The organism is Bacteroidota bacterium (assembly GCA_016718825.1).
GTDB lineage: Bacteria > Bacteroidota > Bacteroidia > J057 > JADKCL01 > JADKCL01.
Map to the genome: position 1 here is coordinate 50,616 of JADKCL010000021.1, position 17,981 is coordinate 68,596.

Below are 17,981 nucleotides of genomic sequence, written 5' to 3' on the forward strand. Positions count from 1 at the left end.
TGCTACTCGCTAACTGCTAATTTCTAAGTGGTTTACCAGTTTTGAGGGTATGCTGCATGCGCTCAAGGGTTTTCCTTTCGCCGAGGAGGCTGAGGAAGGCTTCTCTTTCGAGGTCGAGGAGGTATTTTTCGGTGACGAGTTGGCTGCCGGTGAGGTCGCCGCCGCACATGACGTAGGCAACTTTTTTGGCGACTTTCATGTCGTGCTCGCTGATGTAACCTGCGGCATACATGGCGTAAACGCCGCTGTAGGCGAGGCCAAGACCGGTGCGGCCCATGACTTTGATGTCTTCACGCATCAACGGTTGGGTATAACCTTCGTCGGCGATGCGGAGCACCTCCGTTTTGGCGTCTTTGAGACGGCGGTCGAGGTTCACGCTGATGATGTTCTTGGGCTGGAGGATGCCGAGTTCCTTGGCTTCCCAAGCCGATGTGGCCACTTTTGCCTGCGCAATCGTGAGCAAACGGCTTTGCAAAGCGTTCAATTCGACGTCACCCGATTCCAAGGCATCGCTGAAACGCAAGGTGAATTCCTTGGTACCGCCACCGCCGGGGATGAGGCCCACGCCGACTTCCACCAGACCGATATAGGTTTCTGCTGCAGCGACCACTTGGTCGGCATGCATCGTGAGTTCGCAACCACCGCCGAGTGTGAGGCTATGCGGGGCCATGACGGTCGGGATGCTCGAGAAGCGCAAGCGGGAAACGGTTTTTTGGAACATGCGGATCGCAAAATCCAATTCGTCCCACTCCTCCTCGATCGCCAGCATCAACATCATTGCAATGTTGGCTCCGGCGCTGAAATGCTGCCCGTTGTTGCCAATCACCAAGCCTTTCCAGCCTTCGTTTTCTGCAATGTCAATGGCTTTGTTGATGCCTTCGAGGACCTCACCGCCGATGCTGTTCATCTTGGTATGGAATTCGAGGTTCAAGACGCCATCGCCCACGTCAAACAAGGTCGTGCCGGAGTTTTTCCAGACGACGCTGTTGTCGCGGAAGTTGTCCAGAATGATGAGGCTTTCGGTGCCTGGAATGACTTTGTAGCTTTTGGAAACCAAGTCATAGTACAAACGCTGACCATTGGCGGATTTGTAGAAGGTCTTGTGACCTGCATCCAACATTTCCTTGACCCAAGGCGCGACTTTGCAACCGGAAGCGACGGCATCGTTGTAGAGTTTTTCGACGCCGAGCACGTCACTTTGCTCGAATGGGCCTTGTTCCCAGGCAAAACCTGCTTTGAGTGCGTCGTCGATCTTGTAAAGGTCGTCGGCAATCTCGGGGATGCGGTTGGAGACGTAGGCAAAGAGGCTTTGTGCGGATTTGCGCACCAATTCGCCGCCTTTGTCCTTGAAGTCATAGAGCATCTTCATCCGTGTATTGAGGTCATCGACCTGCTTCACGGCTTCCAACGATGCCAATTTGACCTTTGCTCCGGCGCGGTACTCGAGCGTGTCGAGGTCGAGCGTGAGGATGACCGGGCGACCGGTTGCATCGCGCTCATTCGTTTTCTTGTAGAATCCTTGGTTGGTTTTGTCGCCGTACCAGCCTTTTTCGCAGATGGCCTCGAGGATGCCTGCATTGGCAAACATGCTGTGGAGTTCATCGTCGGGCAGGTTTTGGGCGAGGCCTTGCTTCACCTTTAATGTGGTGTCGCTGCCGATCAAGTCGGCGAGACGGAAAGTGCCGGTATTCGGCTTGCCGGTGACCGGACCCGTAAGCTTGTCGGTTTCCTCAGGGGTGAGGCCGAGTTCCTTGACGAGTTCGAGGACACGAAGGAGGGCTGCGACGCCGACGCGGTTGGCGATAAATGCAGGGGTATCCTTGCAAAGCACCGTGCGCTTTCCGAGGAAAAGGTCCCCGTAGTGCATCATGAAATCGGTGATCGCAGGATCGGTGAGCGGCGTAGGAATCACCTCCAACAGGCGCAAGTAGCGGGGAGGATTGAAAAAGTGCAGCCCGACGAAGTTCTTGTTGAAGTCTTCGGAACGGCCTTCGGTCATCATGTGAATCGGAATACCGGAGGTATTGGAGGCAATGATGCTGCCCGGCTTGCGGTGCTGCTCGACTTTTGCAAAGACCTGATGCTTGATGTCGAGGCGCTCGATCACAGCCTCGAGAATCAAGTCACAATCCTTGATTTTGGCCATGTCATCATCAAAGTTGCCAGTGGTGATGCGGCTTGCGAAGCTCTTGCTGTACAGCGGATTGAGCTTGCCCTTGATGCAATTCTGCAGGGATTCGTTCACGATGCGGTTGCGCGCCGCCGGAACTTTCTTTTCCTCTTCGGTGAGGTTGAAGGGCACAATGTCGAGCAGGAGAACGGGTACGCCAATGTTGGCGAAGTGGCAGGCGATGCCGCTTCCCATGATCCCGGAGCCCAAAATGGCCACCTTTTTGATCGTTCTTGTTTTCATAATCAAAGTTCTACTGAGCCTTTCCTTGGGTATTTTCCTTGATAACCAGATGTATTTTCTCCAGCACATCAAAGAATGTCTGGAGTTCTTTTTCCTTGATTGTAGCCCTGACCGCCTTGTTGAAGCGTTCCACGCGGGCCTGGGCAATGTCTTTTTTCTCGATGCCGAGCGGCGTCAGGAAGATGCGCACCGAGCGCTTGTCTTCAGGATCCTGCTTGCGGTACACAAAGCCGTCCTCCTCCAATTTTTTGATGAGGCGGGTGAGGCTGCGGGGCTCCATTCCGAGGAGGGGAGCGATTTTGGTGGCCGGCGTACCTTTTTCACGGCTGATGTTGAGCAGGGCGAAGCCCATGGCCACGGTGATGCCATGCTCGTTGGCGAGCGGGCTAAACATGCGCGCAATGGCCAACCACGTCACCTTGACATCGAATCCGATGTCTTGCTTGGTGAGGACGGTATCTTGCTGATCGGCGATCAGCGTTGAGTCAAAGTCGATGTCCATGCGAAGGCATTAAAAAAATAGTATGCATGCATACAAATTTTGGGAGAGTTTTTGGGAAGTGCAAGCGGAAATGAAAAATTAGAAATGAAAAATGAGAAATTGGATAAGTGCTGCGTTTGGAAGCCTGGGAGGGAATGCAAAGGCGGGAAAAAACGGCGAATTTGTTTAGTTTTGCGGCTTGCAGGCGCGAATTCTGGCCTGTGATCAGGCTTCAGGATGCGCTTCATTCACCAGATTCTCCGTGCAACGCCGCTCGACAAGCAGTTCGATTTTCGGGCATGCTTCAAATCGACTGCGTTCAGATTGCCGGGAAAGGTGGTCGCAAAGCCGTATCCTTGGAAGGTTCACATTCGTTTCTTGCTGCGAATGACCTTGCTCATTTGGAGCATTCCCTTTCGGATGAAGCGCGCCCGGTCGGCCAAGGCAATTGTCTACAATGTCGCGGACAATTCAACCTTGCGACGTTATTACTATCAGAAATATCAAAATCCAACGCTCAAGGATGCCGAGGTGCTGACCTTGCATCACAACCAACCGCTCGACAAACTCTATTTTCAACGATTGGGCTTCACGCAGATCGTGCGACTTCTGCGGGCAGCCTGGATCTTGTGGCGTGGTACGTTTCGATCGGCATTTTGGAGAACCCGCGTTAATCCGCATTGGAAAATCCGGTTTGGCAATCTCCTCTTGCAGCAAGTTTTATGGCATGGCGACGGCCGCGACCAATTGTTTTATTTCTGCTACGAGCCAGAAACTTATCTGGGCACGCTCGTTGCGTCTGCCATTCTACCCGACTACTTCCCCAAAATTGTCACGAGCAACAGCCTGCTATTCAGCGACAACCGCTACCTATACAACCCTAAAGCCGATCTCAAGATCTGCTCCAAAGTCCAAGTTGCAGAAACTGAGGCCTACCGCAAACACGGTTGGATGCAAGTGCGTAGCGTGGAACTTTGGGGATTGGAGGAGGCAATTGTCTATGACAAATTGACGCCCACGCCTCCGATTTATGACATTGGGATTTACAGCAGTGGCGGCTGGGCACGCACCCATGACCTGTGGCGCGCATCGGACTTGACGATCCTGCGCAAGGGAGGTTATCTGGACAATCCGTTGTATTTGCAATTGGGGGTGATTCTGGAGGTCGTCTGTGCCCTCAAACGCGAATATCCGCAGCTCCAAGTTGGGTTTTATATGCATCCGCATGAATTGAACTTGTACCACAAACACGGCATTCAGCCCCCCTACTTGCCGCTGCTCGAAGCAAATGGCATTCACTATGCGCTGGAAAGTCAAAATTCACAGGCGTCGATTTACGAGCCCAAGCTGGCAGTTGCCGTTTCCTCTACGATTTTGTTTGACCGCCTGCATCTCGGACTTCAAAGTTTCTTCTACGCTGGAAAAGCGGTGCCCAAGGTGTTGACGGACGTGCGCTACATCGGCGAGATGGCAAAACTGGGCTACTATGACGGCACCGAATTGCGGGAAATGATGCTGCGGGAATTGGACTTGCCAGAAAAAGCTGGCTGACATTCGCAGTCCGTCAATCGATGAAACCCGTTTCTGGATTAGCAAAAATCGCGTCTTTTGGCTACTTTGAGGCCGAATTAGAATCACTATGAAATCACCCACTTTCTTTCTCGACTTCGAATGGTTTCGCTTGTTTTACTTGCTCGCGATGGGCTTGGGAGCGATTCTGGTCCTTCGGGCCGCCAAACGGGATGGCCTTCCAGTGCAATCTGCCCTGCTCCTATTCCTTTGGGCGGCCGTTTTTGGAATCATGGGCTCCCGTCTGGCCGAATTTTCCGGAAACGACTGGCTGGATCTTTTCCAAACCGGTCGGGCAGTTGACAATGGAAAAACCGCATTGGGTGGCATTTTGGGCGCAATCTTCGGATTGGCTGTCGGGCGCAGGGTGATGCGCATCCAAGCTCCGGTTTGGGGATGGTTTTTGGGATGGCCTGCCGTGCTGATCGTCTTCCGGATTGGATGCCTGCTTGCAGGCTGCTGCGCGGGAACGCCCACGGGGCTCCCATGGGCGCTCAGTTATGCAGCCGGCACGCCGGCCTGCGAAATGCAACATGCCCACGGACTTTGGGCGGGTGATGGTGCCTGGTCACTTCCCGTCCATCCCGTCCCCGTTTACGAAATGATGCTGGGTTTGCTCCTGCTTTGGGGGATCGCCAAACTTTTGAAGCGTGGGTCAAGTCGTGCGACGATCTTTTTTACCAGCATTTTGGCGTATTCAGGCGTCCGATTCTTCGAAGAATTCATCCGCACGGAACATGTCACCGATGGCTTTCTGAATCCGGTGCAATGGGGTTTGCTGATTGCGATTCCATTCTTGATTGCGCTTATCGTTCGAGCACGGATGCAAGCGAAAACGCCTGAAATGAGCACCACCCGCATCCCAACGGCATCTTTGATCGTACCGATTTTGACGATTTTACTATGCCGCAACTTCTGGACGACCGGCGAATTTTTGGCCTTGGGAATGTTGGTTTTTGCTTTTGGAGCAGCCTCCGTAGTAGCCTTGATGCGTGCAGGCAAACTACGGCAAATCCACTGGATGGTGCCTGCAAGCCTCTTTGCGGGGGCCTTGCTGATGAGCCAAGCTGCAATCGACCAAACCGTGCCGGACGGGTCGCGCGAAAACTGGGTTGAAGTCGGAATGGGCGCTGCGCTCGGCAGTTACAATGAAACTTGTGGCAATACCCACACCTACGGCGTCGCCGGTGCTGGCGGTCAATACACCCACAACATCAATGGTCGGCATCAGTTGGAGGCTGGCATCCGGACCTACTTTGGACAAGACAACGATCGGGACACCTTGGTGACCCTTTTTGGGGGTAATCCTTATTTTGCCTATCAAAACCGCTGGGTCGGCGCCGAATTGGGCGTACATGGCGGAAACTTGATCGTGGATGGGCAAATGCGAAATTTTGTACCTCAAGGCATGCTGCGTGTCGGACCCTCCGACATTTTCTTCGCCGAATTCCGTGTATTCAACAACGGCTATGCACCTATTCCGGGCTCGGCCATGCGCTTGGGAATCGGTTCAGGTTTTGGCTTGGACAACGGCACCGTCTTCCGAATCGGCATCTCGTCGAGTGGCTACTATATCAATCCAACCATCGTGCTTCAAAAAGACTACATGATCGAGCCCCTCGTCGCCTACGGCGGACGCGACAACTACCAATTCGGATTGGGACTCCGGGTTAAGTTAAAAGTGAATAGCGAAAAGTGAAAAGTTGTGTTGGGGCTGAAAGCGCGTGGTTTACGCCGCTCTTTTCACCCAAAAGTCTTTACTTTTCGTTTTTCACTTACCACTTACAAAGTTAAAAGTGAATAGCGAAAAGTGAAAAGTTGTGTTGGGGCTGAATGCGCGTGGTTTACGCCGATTTTGTCACCAAAAAGCTTTCACTTTTCGTTCTCCGCTATTCGCTTTCAACTTTTCGTTTTTCACTTACCACTTTTCACTTACAAATAGGTGATGGCATTCTGTATGAGGATCCAGTTGATCACCACGTAGCTGAGGAAGGAGGCCATGAATGCGGTGCGGTCGGTGAGCCAACCTGCCTTGAGTTTATTGCCTGCTGCAAGTCGATGGGCGACGACGGTCATGATCAGGTGCAGGATGATGTAGGCGAAAGTCACATTGTGGATTTTGTCAGGCAAGGTGAGCATGATCGTGCGGGGCATGATGCTGTCGACGATGTATTTGTTGGCCACCCCGGCAAATAAAGCGCCAACGATAAGCCCGAAACGTTCGGGATTGTCGGGCCCCATGAAAAACACGACCAAGGAGATCAGGTAGGCGACATAGATTCCGACAAACAACTTGAAAAACAGGCCTACTCCGTTTCTATGTAATTCGAATGTCGCTGTGACCGCAGGATAGGTACTTTGGCTTTCGAGGTTGGGATTGCCAAAGTTGGTGGCGTAGGTCTTGTCGTCGCTGCGCAGGCGAAATCCTTTGATCACCCATTCGTCGAGCTCGATACTCTGATCATAGGTGCTGTGGGCAGTATCAGGAATGTAACGCAAGGCGGATGCATCCAAAATCGCATCCTCAATCCGGATGTCGAGCATTTGCTTGTCAAACGGAAAATGCCTGAGGTCCCATTCCTTTTTGACCACGGCCTTGCATTTGTGGCAAGCCCAAATCTTCCCCTCCTCGATATCGGTATCAGGCAAGGTATAGGCAAAGTCCTTGGCATTGGCGATTTCGACGGTTTCCAAAGGCTTGAGTGTCGAATCAGTGTAATTGAACCATAGCCAAAAGTCCACGTTGAAGGATTTGCTTGCCAAATCAAGGTCGTACAGCGAGGTAACGTACAAACCAACACCTGTGGAAGAAGGAGACTGCGCGGGCAAGCCGCTCAAGGCTGTAATTCCACAAACAAGGAGAAGGGTCAATCGCAAAGCGATTGCCTTGATGCTGCACTTGAAAGATGCGTCCATTGCCCCCATTTATTCCCGAATATCGCAGGATATCCAAAAGAATCAAGGCAGAAACCCGCAAAAAGGCCCCAAATACCTGGGTTCAAAACAATTTGCCTGCTAAAAGGTTACCTCGGTTTGAATTTGCCAGAATCCTTGACCCTCAAAAGATGAAACACGTCCTGATTACCGGAGCTTCCACGGGCATCGGCTTTGCTGCCGCAGAAGCTTTTATTGCCAAGGGCTACCATGTTTACGGCAGCGTTCGCAAACAAATCGACGCAGAAAAGCTTCAAGAGCGGCTCGGAAAAGGATTTACGCCATTGCTTTTTGATGTGACCGACGAGGCCGCCATCAAGGCTGCAGCGCAGAAATTGGAAGCGGAGATTGGGAAAGAAGGATTGGCCTGCCTGGTCAACAATGCAGGAGTTGCTGTTTCCGGTCCGATGCATTTGGTGCCCATTGACGAATTGCGTTTCCAGTTTGAGGTCAATCTCTTTGGCTTGATGGCGGTGACGCAGGCATTTTTGCCCTTGTTGGGCGCAAAAGAAAATCCGGGGCATGCCCCCGGTCGCATCATCATGATCAGTTCGGTGGGTGGCAAACTTGCCGCGCCCTTTCTGGGACCTTACTCTGCAAGCAAACACGCCTTGGAAGCTGTTTCCCATTCATTGCGTCGCGAATTGCAGGTGTATGGCATCGACGTGATCATCGTCGGACCTGGAGCAGTGAAAACGCCGATTTGGGACAAGCCATCCGCCAATGAGCTGGGGATTTACGAAGGCACGATTTACGCGCCGGCCATGCTCAAATTCCAGAAGTCCTTTGTCAAAGGTGGTCAAATGGGCCTTCCCGCTTCGTTTCTCGGCGAAAGACTTGTTAAAATCCATGAAACACCCAATCCCAAGTCGCGTTACGTATTTGTTCCCCGATTTTTAAAGGATTGGTTCATCCCAAAACTTTTGCCCGACCGTATGCTGGACCGCATCATTGGAAAATCGATCGGATTGTTGCGCAAATAAGCAGCAATCACCTGATTATCGTCAGTTTCTGATCGATTAAGGTGCCACACCCTTAAAAATTGTTTTACAATTGCATACCTTTCGTCTGCACTTATTTCGCATTGCCATGAGTCAAGGTACGCAACTCCTCATCAAAGTCATTGTCATCCTCGCTGTTTTCGTTCCCTACAAGTTTGTGATCATGCAGGGTCGCCAAACAGGTTTTCTTCAAGATTTGTTGGTTGCAGCGGTGGCTTATGCGGCAGCCTATGGCATCATCGCAGTGCTGCAACGCAATCGCAACAATTCCTGAATCTCAGTTAAATCATTCAGCAATGAAACAGCTCTTGTCCCTTTTGTTCCTCGGAATGATCGCTTTTGGCTTTCAAACGGGCTGTACCCCACAAAATACGCAGGCGGCGGTAGCAACTCCGCCATCTGGAATCATCCGCACCTGCACCTACACAATGGGTGAAAGTGCTTGCGGGAAATGTTACTGCTTGGAAACTGCCGAAAAGGGCTGTGAAATCATCGATATTTCTGTCGTCGGCGATTTGGCTGAATTCGTCGGAAAAAAGGTAAGCTACAACGGCACTCGGGATCAAAGCGAAATCCAATCGACGAAAATGTGCCCACACTATCTCAAACTATTCAAAATCAGCCTACTTTCTGAATAATTGGCAACGAAATGGCAGGTCGGCTTTCCGAGGTTGCCCTTTTTATTTCCGCCGGATAGTGGCCGAATCCCGCTGACAAGGAATTGACTATTTCATCAGAAAATCCTATTTTCCCGAGATGAAGCAGTTGCATTTCGCCTTTTCCATTTCACTGATTCTACTCTTCACCTCCGGCTGCAATGGTGGAAAAAAGGTGAATCTGGATAGCCCTGAAGCCACATTTCAGACAATGGCCAACGCCATTCATGACCAGGACATCGAGACCTATGCGCAGTGTTGGCATCCTGACCGCGCCAACAATGACGGCATGGTCTTGCTCTTGACAAGTTCCCCTGAGTTATGGAAGGGACTCCAAACGATGTTCCATCCCGACAGCAAACTTATAGATCGCACGGAAGGAGAAATCGACGGATACAAAGTCTCCACCTTCGAAGTGATCACGCCGGGCATCGAAAACGGGGATCGGGTTAGTTCTGTATCGTTGACAGAAACGGACGGCGAATGGAAAATGTACCATTGGTAAGGAGTTCCTCGCGTTAGGCATTCGTCGAAGTTCATCGCCATCCAAATCCCATTATCTTTGAAGGATGATGCCCGTAAAGGTTTTGTTTGTTTGCTTGGGAAATATATGTCGTTCGCCGATGGCAGAAGGCATTTTCATCGATTTGACTGTAAAGGCAGGTCTCGAATCCGCGTTTGTCATTGACTCTGCAGGCACAAGCGGCCACCACCAAGGCGAGCTTGCCGATCGTAGGATGCGTGAAACCGCACTTCAACATGGCATTCAGCTCGTCTCACGTGCGCGTCCGTTTCGTCAACAGGACTTTCAGGAATTTGACTACATCGCAGCCATGGACCGGTCGGTGTTGCGAGACATTCAGGCAAAACAGCGACCTGGAACGGCTGTCAACGCCAAAGTCTTTCTCATGCGGGATGATGACCCTGCAAAAGATAGCCACGACGTTCCGGACCCCTATTACGGGGGACCCGAGGGCTTTGAAGATGTTTTTCAAATCCTTGACCGCAGCAACCGCAACTTTCTTCAGCGCCTCCGAGAACTGCATGGGATTTAGTGGCTTGAATCTTGGTCATGGCGCCTGGATTCGGCAAAAATCCAACGTCTTCCGTCCCGCTGAGACTTGCATACCGTCCGTTTGACCATACAATCTGACCACACAGGAGAGCAAACCGCCATTCGTAAGGCAAAAGTGTTAGTTTTGCAGCTCACTTTTGTCAGTCATGCACAAAGTTCTGCTGTATACCGCCTCATTGTTTGTCTTCTTGCAGATCGCCGCTTGTAAATCAGGTGGCATCAGCTCCGATGAGCAAGCACGTGTCAAAGCCCTCGAAAGCTTACCACGCAAGGAATACCAACATGGTGGTGTCAACTTCAGTTTGGCAGAAATCGAAGGTATGCGGCAAGTGGATCGCGACTCGGTGCCCTGGGCCAATTACATGCCTGACACGGAAGAAAATGGCCAATTGGGCTATTATTTCTTCCCGGGCTTTGCGAGAGACCTCTCTGCTCCACAGGTTCGGGTCGAATATATGTCCAAAGCCTTGCCCGGTTGCAGCACCGTTGACAGCCTATTCACTTGGCTCAAAGGGCTGTATGTTGGAACCGAACGGAATGGCAAAGTCGTCGGTGAAGACCCGATCGGCACCCTCAATGGAGACGAGATCAAGCTTCTGCAGATCGAGATACCCAAATTCGTTGTAGACGACTCGACACAATACAGCGAAAAGTACATGGCCTGGGCCTATGCGGATCAAGGGGAGCGTTTTGTTGGATTCAGTTACAGTGCGGTGACTGCGGACGACTACAAACAAGGCTTTCCGCTCTTCCAAGACTTGGTACGCTCCTACAAAGCCAACAAATAGGTTTCCTTCCGGCAGTATTCAGTTTTTCTGATTCCGGGAGCAGTTGTCCCGGAAATTCTGCATTTACACCTGTTATCGTTGAAAAGTCCGCAACCTTCGGACTTTGAAATCAGTAATTTAGCTCAAAATCGATTTGTATGTCGGAACAGCAGTTCACGTTCCAATCATTGGTACCCGTTCGTGCCAATCCTTCAGACGCGGCAGAGATGGTCACGCAGCTTGTGTTTGGCGATGTCGTCGAAGTTTTGGCGCGTGACCGACAATGGCTGCAGGTACGCAACACGGCAGACGGCTACGAGGGCTGGATCGACGAAAAGATGGTTTTGCCTGTGGATCAGGCCTGGCTTGACGGCATCGTCGGCTGGGAATATGTGCTGGTCCCGAGTTTGCAGCTCAATGGAAGTTGGGCGGGCTCCGCCCTCCCCTTGCATTTGAGTCTGGGGGCGCGCATTCCCCGCACACCACCCTTTGCAGACGATCGATTGCGCGTTGCCATTGGGAATTGGCAGCTTGAAGTCGGCACACAGGATGTCTGCCACTACACGCAGCCGAGCGGCAAGGCAGTGGTCGAGCTTTCTGAGCGCTTCCTGGGAGCGCCCTACCTTTGGGGCGGGAAATCCATTTGGGGCATCGATTGCTCGGGTCTGACCCAATTGGTCTTCGGGATTTGCGGGATTCAACTTCCGCGGGATGCTTGGCAACAAGCCGAGCATGGAAGGGAAATCGCATTCGCGGAGCGGATGGCAGGCGATTTGGCATTTTTTGTCAATGCCAAGGGCAAAATACATCACGTGGGCGTCGTCTTGCCCGACGGAAACGTCAGGCATGCTTCGGGTCACGTGCATGACTCACCGCTGGTGCAAGAAGGCATCATCGGCAAGTACACTGGAAAGCAGACACATACATTATGTAATATCAAGCGGATTGTTTAAATTTCACCACTATGGCCTCTAAAGTATTGGTTTTAAATCAAGATTATCAGGCAGTCACAGTTTGTTCGGCGGAGCGCGCCTTTGTGCTTGTGTTCCTGCAAAAAGCCGAAATGATCAGCGAACGGACGGCCAAGGTTTTGCGTTCGGTATCCAAGGAGTTTCAATATCCTTCGATTATCCGGCTGAATCGGTTTGTAAATCTGCCGTTCAAGCGCGTTGCCTTAAGCCGCGTCAACATCTACAAACGCGATGGCTATGCCTGCGTGTATTGCGGAAACAAGGACAATTTGACCTTGGACCACGTCATTCCTCGCTCGCGCGGCGGACGCGACCAATGGGACAATCTTGTCACAGCCTGTCAACGCTGCAATACAGAAAAGGGTGACCGCACGCCGGAGGAAGCGGAGATGCAGATGCGGCATCAACCCTTTCGTCCAAGCTTCATCATGTACCTCCGTGACTTTCATGGCAAGGTTCAGGAAGAATGGCGACCCTATCTTTTGATGAACTGAGGAACCGATCCATCGGTGATCCTCGAAACGATTGTAAAAGCCGCGGGGAACCATCCTCGCGGCTTTTTCGTTGTTTGGGCATCGCACGCTTTATTCTTGGCGACCGCATTAAGAATGTCTACTTGAGATCTGACAATCCTTTTGTCAGCGTCGATATTTCGCCGATTTGCTTATCTTTGCGCGATTTGTTTTCTGAAGTTTGGAAAAAGTACGCATTTTGAGATCTCAAACAGCTTCGAATTTCATCATCGGGTTGGCGCTCGGGGCTGCCCTGATGCTCCTACCCTCTTCTATTTTGAAGGGACAACGTTTGCGTAACGTCCTGTTCAACACACCTAAAGCCTACGAGAAGCTCGACATCCCGGTGGTTCACCTGAATCCCGATTCGGTCAGGATTGCAGCAGGATACGAGCATCGTATTGAAAGCGATGACCAGATCGGAGTACGCTTTCTCAACAATATTGACATTACCAAGGGTCTAGCATTGATTGAAGGCACAAGCGCTACGGGAGTGCCCTTTCTCGTGAACAAAAGCGGCGAAATCGACCTGCCCCAAGTTGGCAAACTCAAGGTACTCGGCATGACCAAGCAGGAGGCCAAAGAAGCCATTGAGAAGCAGTATGCTGTTCAATACCGAGACCCGAAAGTTGAAATTGCCATCTTGAATTTGAGTGTGTCTGTGCAAGGCGAGGTTGGCTCGCCCGGTGTCTTTCCACTTCTCAGAGAGCGCACGACCTTGATCGAGGTTTTGTCAGCCGCCGGCGGCGTGAGTCAATATGGAAAAAGAAGCGTGATCAAAGTACTGCGCGGAGTGGGGCAAGGCAAGGAACCTGAGATTTTGATCTTTGACCTGCGACAGCTTGACGCGATCCGCACTGAAGACATGTACATGCGTAACAAGGACATTGTTTATGTGGAGCCAAGGGATATTCGGGTACTTGCAGACGCACTTCAACCCTATACCAACGTATTGTCTCTGTTTTCTACGATCAGTACCCTCGCAGTGATCGTCCTCAACATTGGCAAATAAGAATTCAGAATGAGGCAGGTTTTTCAATCCAAAAACACGAACACCGAGGAAATCAACCTCGCGAAGATTTTAGACCTCTTTCGCAAGCGTTGGTACTATATCGTGGTATCGTTTGTGGTGGCGATGATCGTCTGCAAGCTGTATTTGCGCTACACCAAGCCGATTTTTGCTGCCGAGGCAACGTTGAGAGTGCAAGACAACAAACAAATGAATCAGGGTCTTGGCATGATGGAGTCGTTTGGCTTCGGGCTCATGCAAGATGATATTCAGTCCGAAATTCAGTTGGTTCAGTCGCGGTCCATGGTTGAAAAAGCCATCAACAACATGAATTTCACGTCGTTGTACTATCTCGTCGGCACCTTGGTAACTTCGGAAATCTACAAAGACGACGCCCCCTTTGTTGTAATCTACGATTCCACCTCCAATGTCAGGTACAATGAGTTGTTTTCGATCTTCTATTTGGCTGGCAACAAGTTCAAGCTCAGCTATCAAGACGGGCCAAATCGGGTAGAGAAACAATACTATTTTGGGGAGAACATCAATGTTGGGGGATTCAAATTCCAAATCATTAAACGGGAAACAGATCGCTACAAACTGACGCCGGAGGTTGAGTTCAAATGGATGGCTGTCATGCCCGAATCGATGATTGGTCGCGCCATGAGCGGCCTCAAAGTCGAGCAATCGGGCTATTTGGTGCCAATTTTGAAAATTTCTTTGCAAGACAATGTCTCCAAGTTCACTTCGGACTTTTTGAATACCCTGATCGATGAATACAAGATTCAAGATATTGCCCGCAAGACCGAGGCGGCTGATCAGGCGTTGCAGTTCATCCAAAACCAGATCGATACGATCAAGAACAGTGTAAACATGGCCGAGGATGTCTTGCAGGCATTCAAGCAGGAAAAGGAGTTTTTCAATGTTGAAATGAAGATCGGCTTTGATTTGGAAAACCTGCATTCGGAGGAGGAAAGCAGGATGCAATTGCTGATCAGAAAGCTGGAGATCGATCGCCTTGAGAGCGAGTTAAAATCTGGAGACACGATTTCTGCGGTTTCGTTCACGCTTGAGGGCTTCAATGACCAATTGCTGACTTCATTGATCGCATCCTACAATTCGGTCGTTCTTGAAAAAAGAGCCGCGTTGCCACTTTATACTGAGCGGCACCCCGTGGTCACGGAGCTCAAAGTCAAACAAAATGGCTTGATGAAATCCATCTTGGGCAACGTAGCCTCGCTCCGCCAAGACAACGACAAAAAAATCCAATATTTTGACGGTTTGCTCGCAAAAAGCAAGGAACAGCTCAAAAGCTTGCCCGCAACGCAGCGTGTGCTGCAAAGCCTCATGCGTGAATTTGAGGTAAAGGAAAAGATTTTGTTGACGCTTCTTGAAAAACAAGCCGAGGCAAAAATCGGAAAAGCGTCGATTGTATCCTCCGTTCAAATCATGGACCGCGCGCTCACTCCAAGCTACCCGATTTCGCCCAATCCTAGACGAATCTACATTGTCGGTTGCGGCTTAGGAATCACGCTTGGACTGTTGCTGATTCTGATTGCAGGCATTCTCAAGAACACGATTTCCTATCGTGAAGAAATTGAAGCCATGAGCTTCACCCCCATCATTGGCGTGGTGCGACGTGCAAACGAAAGCCTCAACCACAAATATCCGCGCCTGATGAGCGTGGAAAATCCAAAATCTGGCCTGAGCGAATCGTTTCGGAGTATCCGAACCAACCTGCAGTTTCTTGCTGCCGACAAAACCACCAAGGTCGTTGCCATCACAAGTACAGTCTCTGGCGAAGGAAAATCCTTTGTAACGATCAATTTGGCGGGCATGCTCTCCCTGCTAGACATTAAGGTCGTAATCATCGACATGGACTTGCGCAAGCCCAAGCTCCACTATTCATTTGGAAATGACAACTCTGTGGGGCTTTCGACGCTGCTTGTAGGGAAAAGCTCCCTGCAAGACACCCTCAAGAATACCGAATACAAAAATTTGGACTTGATCACTTCGGGTCCAATCCCCCCAAATCCTTCAGAATTGATCCTGTCTCAGCGGATGCAGGATTTGCTGGAAGAATTGAAGAAAAATTATGACTACATCCTGATCGACACCCCGCCCATCGGTTTGGTGACCGATGGCACCACCATGCTCATGAGTGCTGACGTGGCACTTTATGTCATTCGTGCCGATTACTCCAAGCGCGTTTTTGTGAGGAATCCCGATCAGCTTGCAGAAGATCACAACATTCGCAACCTCTACATCGTTTTCAATTCCGTGAGCACCGCCAACAAACGGTACGGCGGATACGGATACAAAGTATATGGACAAGGTTATTATTCAGAGGATTACACGCCGCCCAAATGGTGGGAAGTGTGGAAATTTTTCCGCCGAAAGTCTTAATTGATATGAGTTTTTTGCAGCGCATCTTTGGGGGCCAATCGTCCGAGGCAGCACCCTTTGGGAAGCTGGGGGTAGACATTCATTCGCATTTGATTCCTGGGATCGACGATGGATCGTCAAGCCTTGAAGAAAGCATGTTGATGATTCGTGCCCTTTACAAGCTGGGCTATCGCAAACTCATCACCACCCCGCATATCATGTCTGATGCCTACCGCAACACGCCTGAGATCATACGGAAGGGAATTGAGCTACTGCGCGAAAACATCAAGATCGCGGGGATCGAAATCGAAGTGGAAGGTGCTGCCGAATATTATCTCGACGATGGATTTGCCCAGTCCCTCGGGAAACGCGAATTGCTCACGTTTGGAGGAGATAAAAAATACCTCCTGGTGGAAACGAGTTATGTGGCCAAGCCGATGGGGATGCACGATGTCATTTTCGCCTTGCTCACCCAAGGCTACACCCCTGTCTTGGCCCATCCGGAGCGTTACCAATACCTATGGGCGGAAGATGCTGTGGAGGAGGTGCGCATGATGCGTAACCGGGGAATGAAAATCCAGGTGAACCTGACCTCCTTCGGTGGCCGTTACAGCAAGCGCGCTACCACCATCGCATGCGATTTGGCAAAAGAGGATTTGATCGATTTTATCGGAACCGATCTCCATCGCCCTTTGCAGCTCGATACGTTACAAAAGACATACAATTCCAGCAAGGAGTTGAGGCATTTGGTTGATGGTGAAAGACTGCTGAATTCCAGCCTGTGACAACCTTTTTGTTTTTCAGCCTATGTACAAAGATCAATGTATCGCCGTACGCAGCCATTTAAGGGGTCGTAGCATTGGGCTTTCTCTGAAGAAGGCCCTACCGCCAAGAAGCTCCTCGATAACCCAATTTCCGAATGCAGCAGCCAAGGCCTTCACAGTGATCGATGAGATCCAGGGGCTAAGGATGATGCCCACGAAGAGTTCCATGCCTGCTGGAAGAAACCAAGAACCTCGACATCCAAGTTCTCCTCGATTTCAAAATCGCCAAAGTCATCGCCCATGAATTTGATTTCCATCGCTGACCGGAAAATAGGTCCCGGCTTTCCTTGCTTTATCATTGCCGAGGCAGGCGTGAATCACAACGGTGACCCAGCCCTTGCCCGTGAGCTCATTGTCGCGGCCGCGGAGGCAGGCGCCGATGCAGTTAAATTCCAAACCTTCAAAGCCGAAAAACTCGTCACAAAGTCAGCCAAAATGGCGGACTACCAAGTTCAGAATACCGGACAGGAAAGTTCGCAGCTCGACATGCTGCGCAAATTGGAGCTTCAATACGATGCACATCGGGAGCTCAAAGATTTCGCCGAGTCGCTCGGGCTGATCTTTCTGAGTACGCCCTTTGACTTGGAAGGCATTGACTTTCTGAAAGACTTGGGGGTGGTCGCTTTCAAGGCTGGGTCTGGAGACTTGACCAACCTCCCATACCTACGGAAAATGGCCTCACAAGGCCTGCCGATGATCATTTCCACAGGCATGGCTGTGTTGGAAGAATGTCACGACGCGGTCAATGCCATTCGGGAGGCGGGCGATCCCGGGTTGGTCGTACTTCATTGCACAACCAATTACCCTTGCCCCGAGGAGGAGGTTAACCTGCTTGCCATGCAGACGATGGGAGCAGCATTAAAATGCTTGGTAGGCTACAGCGACCACACCGATGGCATCTTGGTACCGCAACTTGCCGTGGCTGCAGGTGCCTGTGTGATCGAAAAACACTATACTTTGGACCGTAACATGGAAGGTCCCGACCACAAAGCATCCTTGGAACCCCATGAACTCAAGGACATGATTCAACGCATTCGTCAGGTGGAAAAAATCATGGGCCACGGTGATAAAATTCCCAATCCCAGCGAGTTAAGGATCATGGAAGCGGCACGAAAAAGTATCGTTGCAGCCAAGGATATCCCAGCCGGAACGTTAATTTCGGTAGAGCTTTTGGATATAAAACGACCCGGAACAGGAATTTCTCCCAAAAAAATGCAAGATTTGACGGGCAGAAGGGCAAAAGTCACGATCGAGGCAGATACCATCATCACGTGGGACATGCTCGAATAAGGCTTTATTCCCCTGTCAGGCACCTTTGAGAGGATTAACCAAACTCCACATTGTTCTTTTTCCTTCATTGGAAATGCCTGTTTTTTTAAGTTTGTGC

17 protein-coding genes are annotated in these 17,981 nt (G+C 50.8%); 14 read left to right on the top strand and 3 right to left on the bottom strand.

All coding sequences use genetic code 11. The features are described 5' to 3' along the window. Nucleotides 1-16: 16 nt before the first annotated feature. Nucleotides 17-2,413 (bottom strand): 3-hydroxyacyl-CoA dehydrogenase/enoyl-CoA hydratase family protein, encoded by a 2,397-nt coding sequence (locus IPN95_19890; protein MBK9451628.1) that lies wholly within the window; start codon nucleotides 2,411-2,413, stop codon nucleotides 17-19. 10 nt (nucleotides 2,414-2,423) lie between these two features. Continuing rightward, the gene (locus IPN95_19895) at nucleotides 2,424-2,915 is read right to left on the bottom strand and encodes a MarR family transcriptional regulator (GenBank protein MBK9451629.1); all 492 of its coding nucleotides are present in this window, start codon (nucleotides 2,913-2,915) and stop codon (nucleotides 2,424-2,426) included. Between the two features lie 216 nt (nucleotides 2,916-3,131). On the opposite strand from IPN95_19895, the gene IPN95_19900 reads away from it, so the two are divergent. Beyond that, complete coding sequence (locus IPN95_19900) at nucleotides 3,132-4,445, top strand: hypothetical protein (protein MBK9451630.1); 1,314 nt, start codon at nucleotides 3,132-3,134, stop codon at nucleotides 4,443-4,445. A gap of 88 nt (nucleotides 4,446-4,533) precedes the next feature. After that, nucleotides 4,534-6,162 (top strand): prolipoprotein diacylglyceryl transferase, encoded by a 1,629-nt coding sequence (locus IPN95_19905; protein ID MBK9451631.1) that lies wholly within the window; start codon nucleotides 4,534-4,536, stop codon nucleotides 6,160-6,162. A 233-nt stretch (nucleotides 6,163-6,395) separates the two neighbouring features. Here the strand turns inward: IPN95_19905 and IPN95_19910 are convergent, their stop codons facing one another. Further along, complete coding sequence (locus IPN95_19910; protein ID MBK9451632.1) at nucleotides 6,396-7,334, bottom strand: hypothetical protein; 939 nt, start codon at nucleotides 7,332-7,334, stop codon at nucleotides 6,396-6,398. 194 nt (nucleotides 7,335-7,528) lie between these two features. Between IPN95_19910 and IPN95_19915 the strand changes: the two genes are divergently transcribed. The 12 genes from IPN95_19915 to neuB all read left to right on the top strand — a co-directional run bounded on the left by IPN95_19915 (nucleotide 7,529) and on the right by neuB (nucleotide 17,884). Further along, complete coding sequence (locus tag IPN95_19915; GenBank protein ID MBK9451633.1) at nucleotides 7,529-8,380, top strand: SDR family oxidoreductase; 852 nt, start codon at nucleotides 7,529-7,531, stop codon at nucleotides 8,378-8,380. A 106-nt stretch (nucleotides 8,381-8,486) separates the two neighbouring features. After that, the gene (locus tag IPN95_19920; protein ID MBK9451634.1) at nucleotides 8,487-8,672 is read left to right on the top strand and encodes a hypothetical protein; all 186 of its coding nucleotides are present in this window, start codon (nucleotides 8,487-8,489) and stop codon (nucleotides 8,670-8,672) included. A 22-nt stretch (nucleotides 8,673-8,694) separates the two neighbouring features. Further along, on the top strand, nucleotides 8,695-9,036 hold the full coding sequence (locus IPN95_19925; GenBank protein MBK9451635.1) for a hypothetical protein: 342 nt from the start codon (nucleotides 8,695-8,697) through the stop codon (nucleotides 9,034-9,036). A 118-nt stretch (nucleotides 9,037-9,154) separates the two neighbouring features. Further along, nucleotides 9,155-9,559, top strand: coding sequence for a hypothetical protein (locus IPN95_19930; GenBank protein MBK9451636.1), 405 nt, complete (start codon nucleotides 9,155-9,157; stop codon nucleotides 9,557-9,559). 64 nt (nucleotides 9,560-9,623) lie between these two features. Then, entirely contained in the window at nucleotides 9,624-10,109 is a 486-nt protein-coding gene (locus IPN95_19935) for a low molecular weight phosphotyrosine protein phosphatase (GenBank protein ID MBK9451637.1), read from the top strand. 166 nt (nucleotides 10,110-10,275) lie between these two features. After that, a complete protein-coding gene (locus IPN95_19940; protein MBK9451638.1) occupies nucleotides 10,276-10,917 on the top strand; it encodes a hypothetical protein in 642 nt (213 codons plus the stop codon). Nucleotides 10,918-11,054: 137 nt separating this feature from the next. Then, a complete protein-coding gene (locus tag IPN95_19945; protein ID MBK9451639.1) occupies nucleotides 11,055-11,849 on the top strand; it encodes a C40 family peptidase in 795 nt (264 codons plus the stop codon). Between the two features lie 11 nt (nucleotides 11,850-11,860). Continuing rightward, entirely contained in the window at nucleotides 11,861-12,361 is a 501-nt protein-coding gene (locus tag IPN95_19950) for an HNH endonuclease (GenBank protein ID MBK9451640.1), read from the top strand. Between the two features lie 217 nt (nucleotides 12,362-12,578). Next, nucleotides 12,579-13,391, top strand: a complete 813-nt coding sequence (locus tag IPN95_19955) for a polysaccharide biosynthesis/export family protein (protein MBK9451641.1) — start codon at nucleotides 12,579-12,581, stop codon at nucleotides 13,389-13,391. A gap of 9 nt (nucleotides 13,392-13,400) precedes the next feature. Next, nucleotides 13,401-15,791, top strand: coding sequence for a polysaccharide biosynthesis tyrosine autokinase (locus IPN95_19960; protein MBK9451642.1), 2,391 nt, complete (start codon nucleotides 13,401-13,403; stop codon nucleotides 15,789-15,791). Nucleotides 15,792-15,796: 5 nt separating this feature from the next. Further along, complete coding sequence (locus IPN95_19965; GenBank protein MBK9451643.1) at nucleotides 15,797-16,555, top strand: capsular biosynthesis protein; 759 nt, start codon at nucleotides 15,797-15,799, stop codon at nucleotides 16,553-16,555. Between the two features lie 279 nt (nucleotides 16,556-16,834). Further along, nucleotides 16,835-17,884, top strand: coding sequence for an N-acetylneuraminate synthase (neuB, locus tag IPN95_19970; protein MBK9451644.1), 1,050 nt, complete (start codon nucleotides 16,835-16,837; stop codon nucleotides 17,882-17,884). The last annotated feature ends 97 nt before the right edge of the window (nucleotides 17,885-17,981 follow it).

Bases quoted from the DNA above. Each gene is read 5' to 3' on its own strand.
- IPN95_19890 (MBK9451628.1), bottom strand. From the start codon at position 2,413: ATGAAAACAAGAACGATCAAAAAGGTGGCCATTTTGGGCTCCGGGATC.
- IPN95_19895 (MBK9451629.1), bottom strand. From the start codon at position 2,915: ATGGACATCGACTTTGACTCAACGCTGATCGCCGATCAGCAAGATACC.
- IPN95_19900 (MBK9451630.1), top strand. From the start codon at position 3,132: ATGCGCTTCATTCACCAGATTCTCCGTGCAACGCCGCTCGACAAGCAG.
- IPN95_19905 (MBK9451631.1), top strand. From the start codon at position 4,534: ATGAAATCACCCACTTTCTTTCTCGACTTCGAATGGTTTCGCTTGTTT.
- IPN95_19915 (MBK9451633.1), top strand. From the start codon at position 7,529: ATGAAACACGTCCTGATTACCGGAGCTTCCACGGGCATCGGCTTTGCT.
- IPN95_19920 (MBK9451634.1), top strand. From the start codon at position 8,487: ATGAGTCAAGGTACGCAACTCCTCATCAAAGTCATTGTCATCCTCGCT.
- IPN95_19925 (MBK9451635.1), top strand. From the start codon at position 8,695: ATGAAACAGCTCTTGTCCCTTTTGTTCCTCGGAATGATCGCTTTTGGC.
- IPN95_19930 (MBK9451636.1), top strand. From the start codon at position 9,155: ATGAAGCAGTTGCATTTCGCCTTTTCCATTTCACTGATTCTACTCTTC.
- IPN95_19935 (MBK9451637.1), top strand. From the start codon at position 9,624: ATGATGCCCGTAAAGGTTTTGTTTGTTTGCTTGGGAAATATATGTCGT.
- IPN95_19940 (MBK9451638.1), top strand. From the start codon at position 10,276: ATGCACAAAGTTCTGCTGTATACCGCCTCATTGTTTGTCTTCTTGCAG.
- IPN95_19945 (MBK9451639.1), top strand. From the start codon at position 11,055: ATGTCGGAACAGCAGTTCACGTTCCAATCATTGGTACCCGTTCGTGCC.
- IPN95_19950 (MBK9451640.1), top strand. From the start codon at position 11,861: ATGGCCTCTAAAGTATTGGTTTTAAATCAAGATTATCAGGCAGTCACA.
- IPN95_19960 (MBK9451642.1), top strand. From the start codon at position 13,401: ATGAGGCAGGTTTTTCAATCCAAAAACACGAACACCGAGGAAATCAAC.
- IPN95_19965 (MBK9451643.1), top strand. From the start codon at position 15,797: ATGAGTTTTTTGCAGCGCATCTTTGGGGGCCAATCGTCCGAGGCAGCA.
- neuB (MBK9451644.1), top strand. From the start codon at position 16,835: ATGAATTTGATTTCCATCGCTGACCGGAAAATAGGTCCCGGCTTTCCT.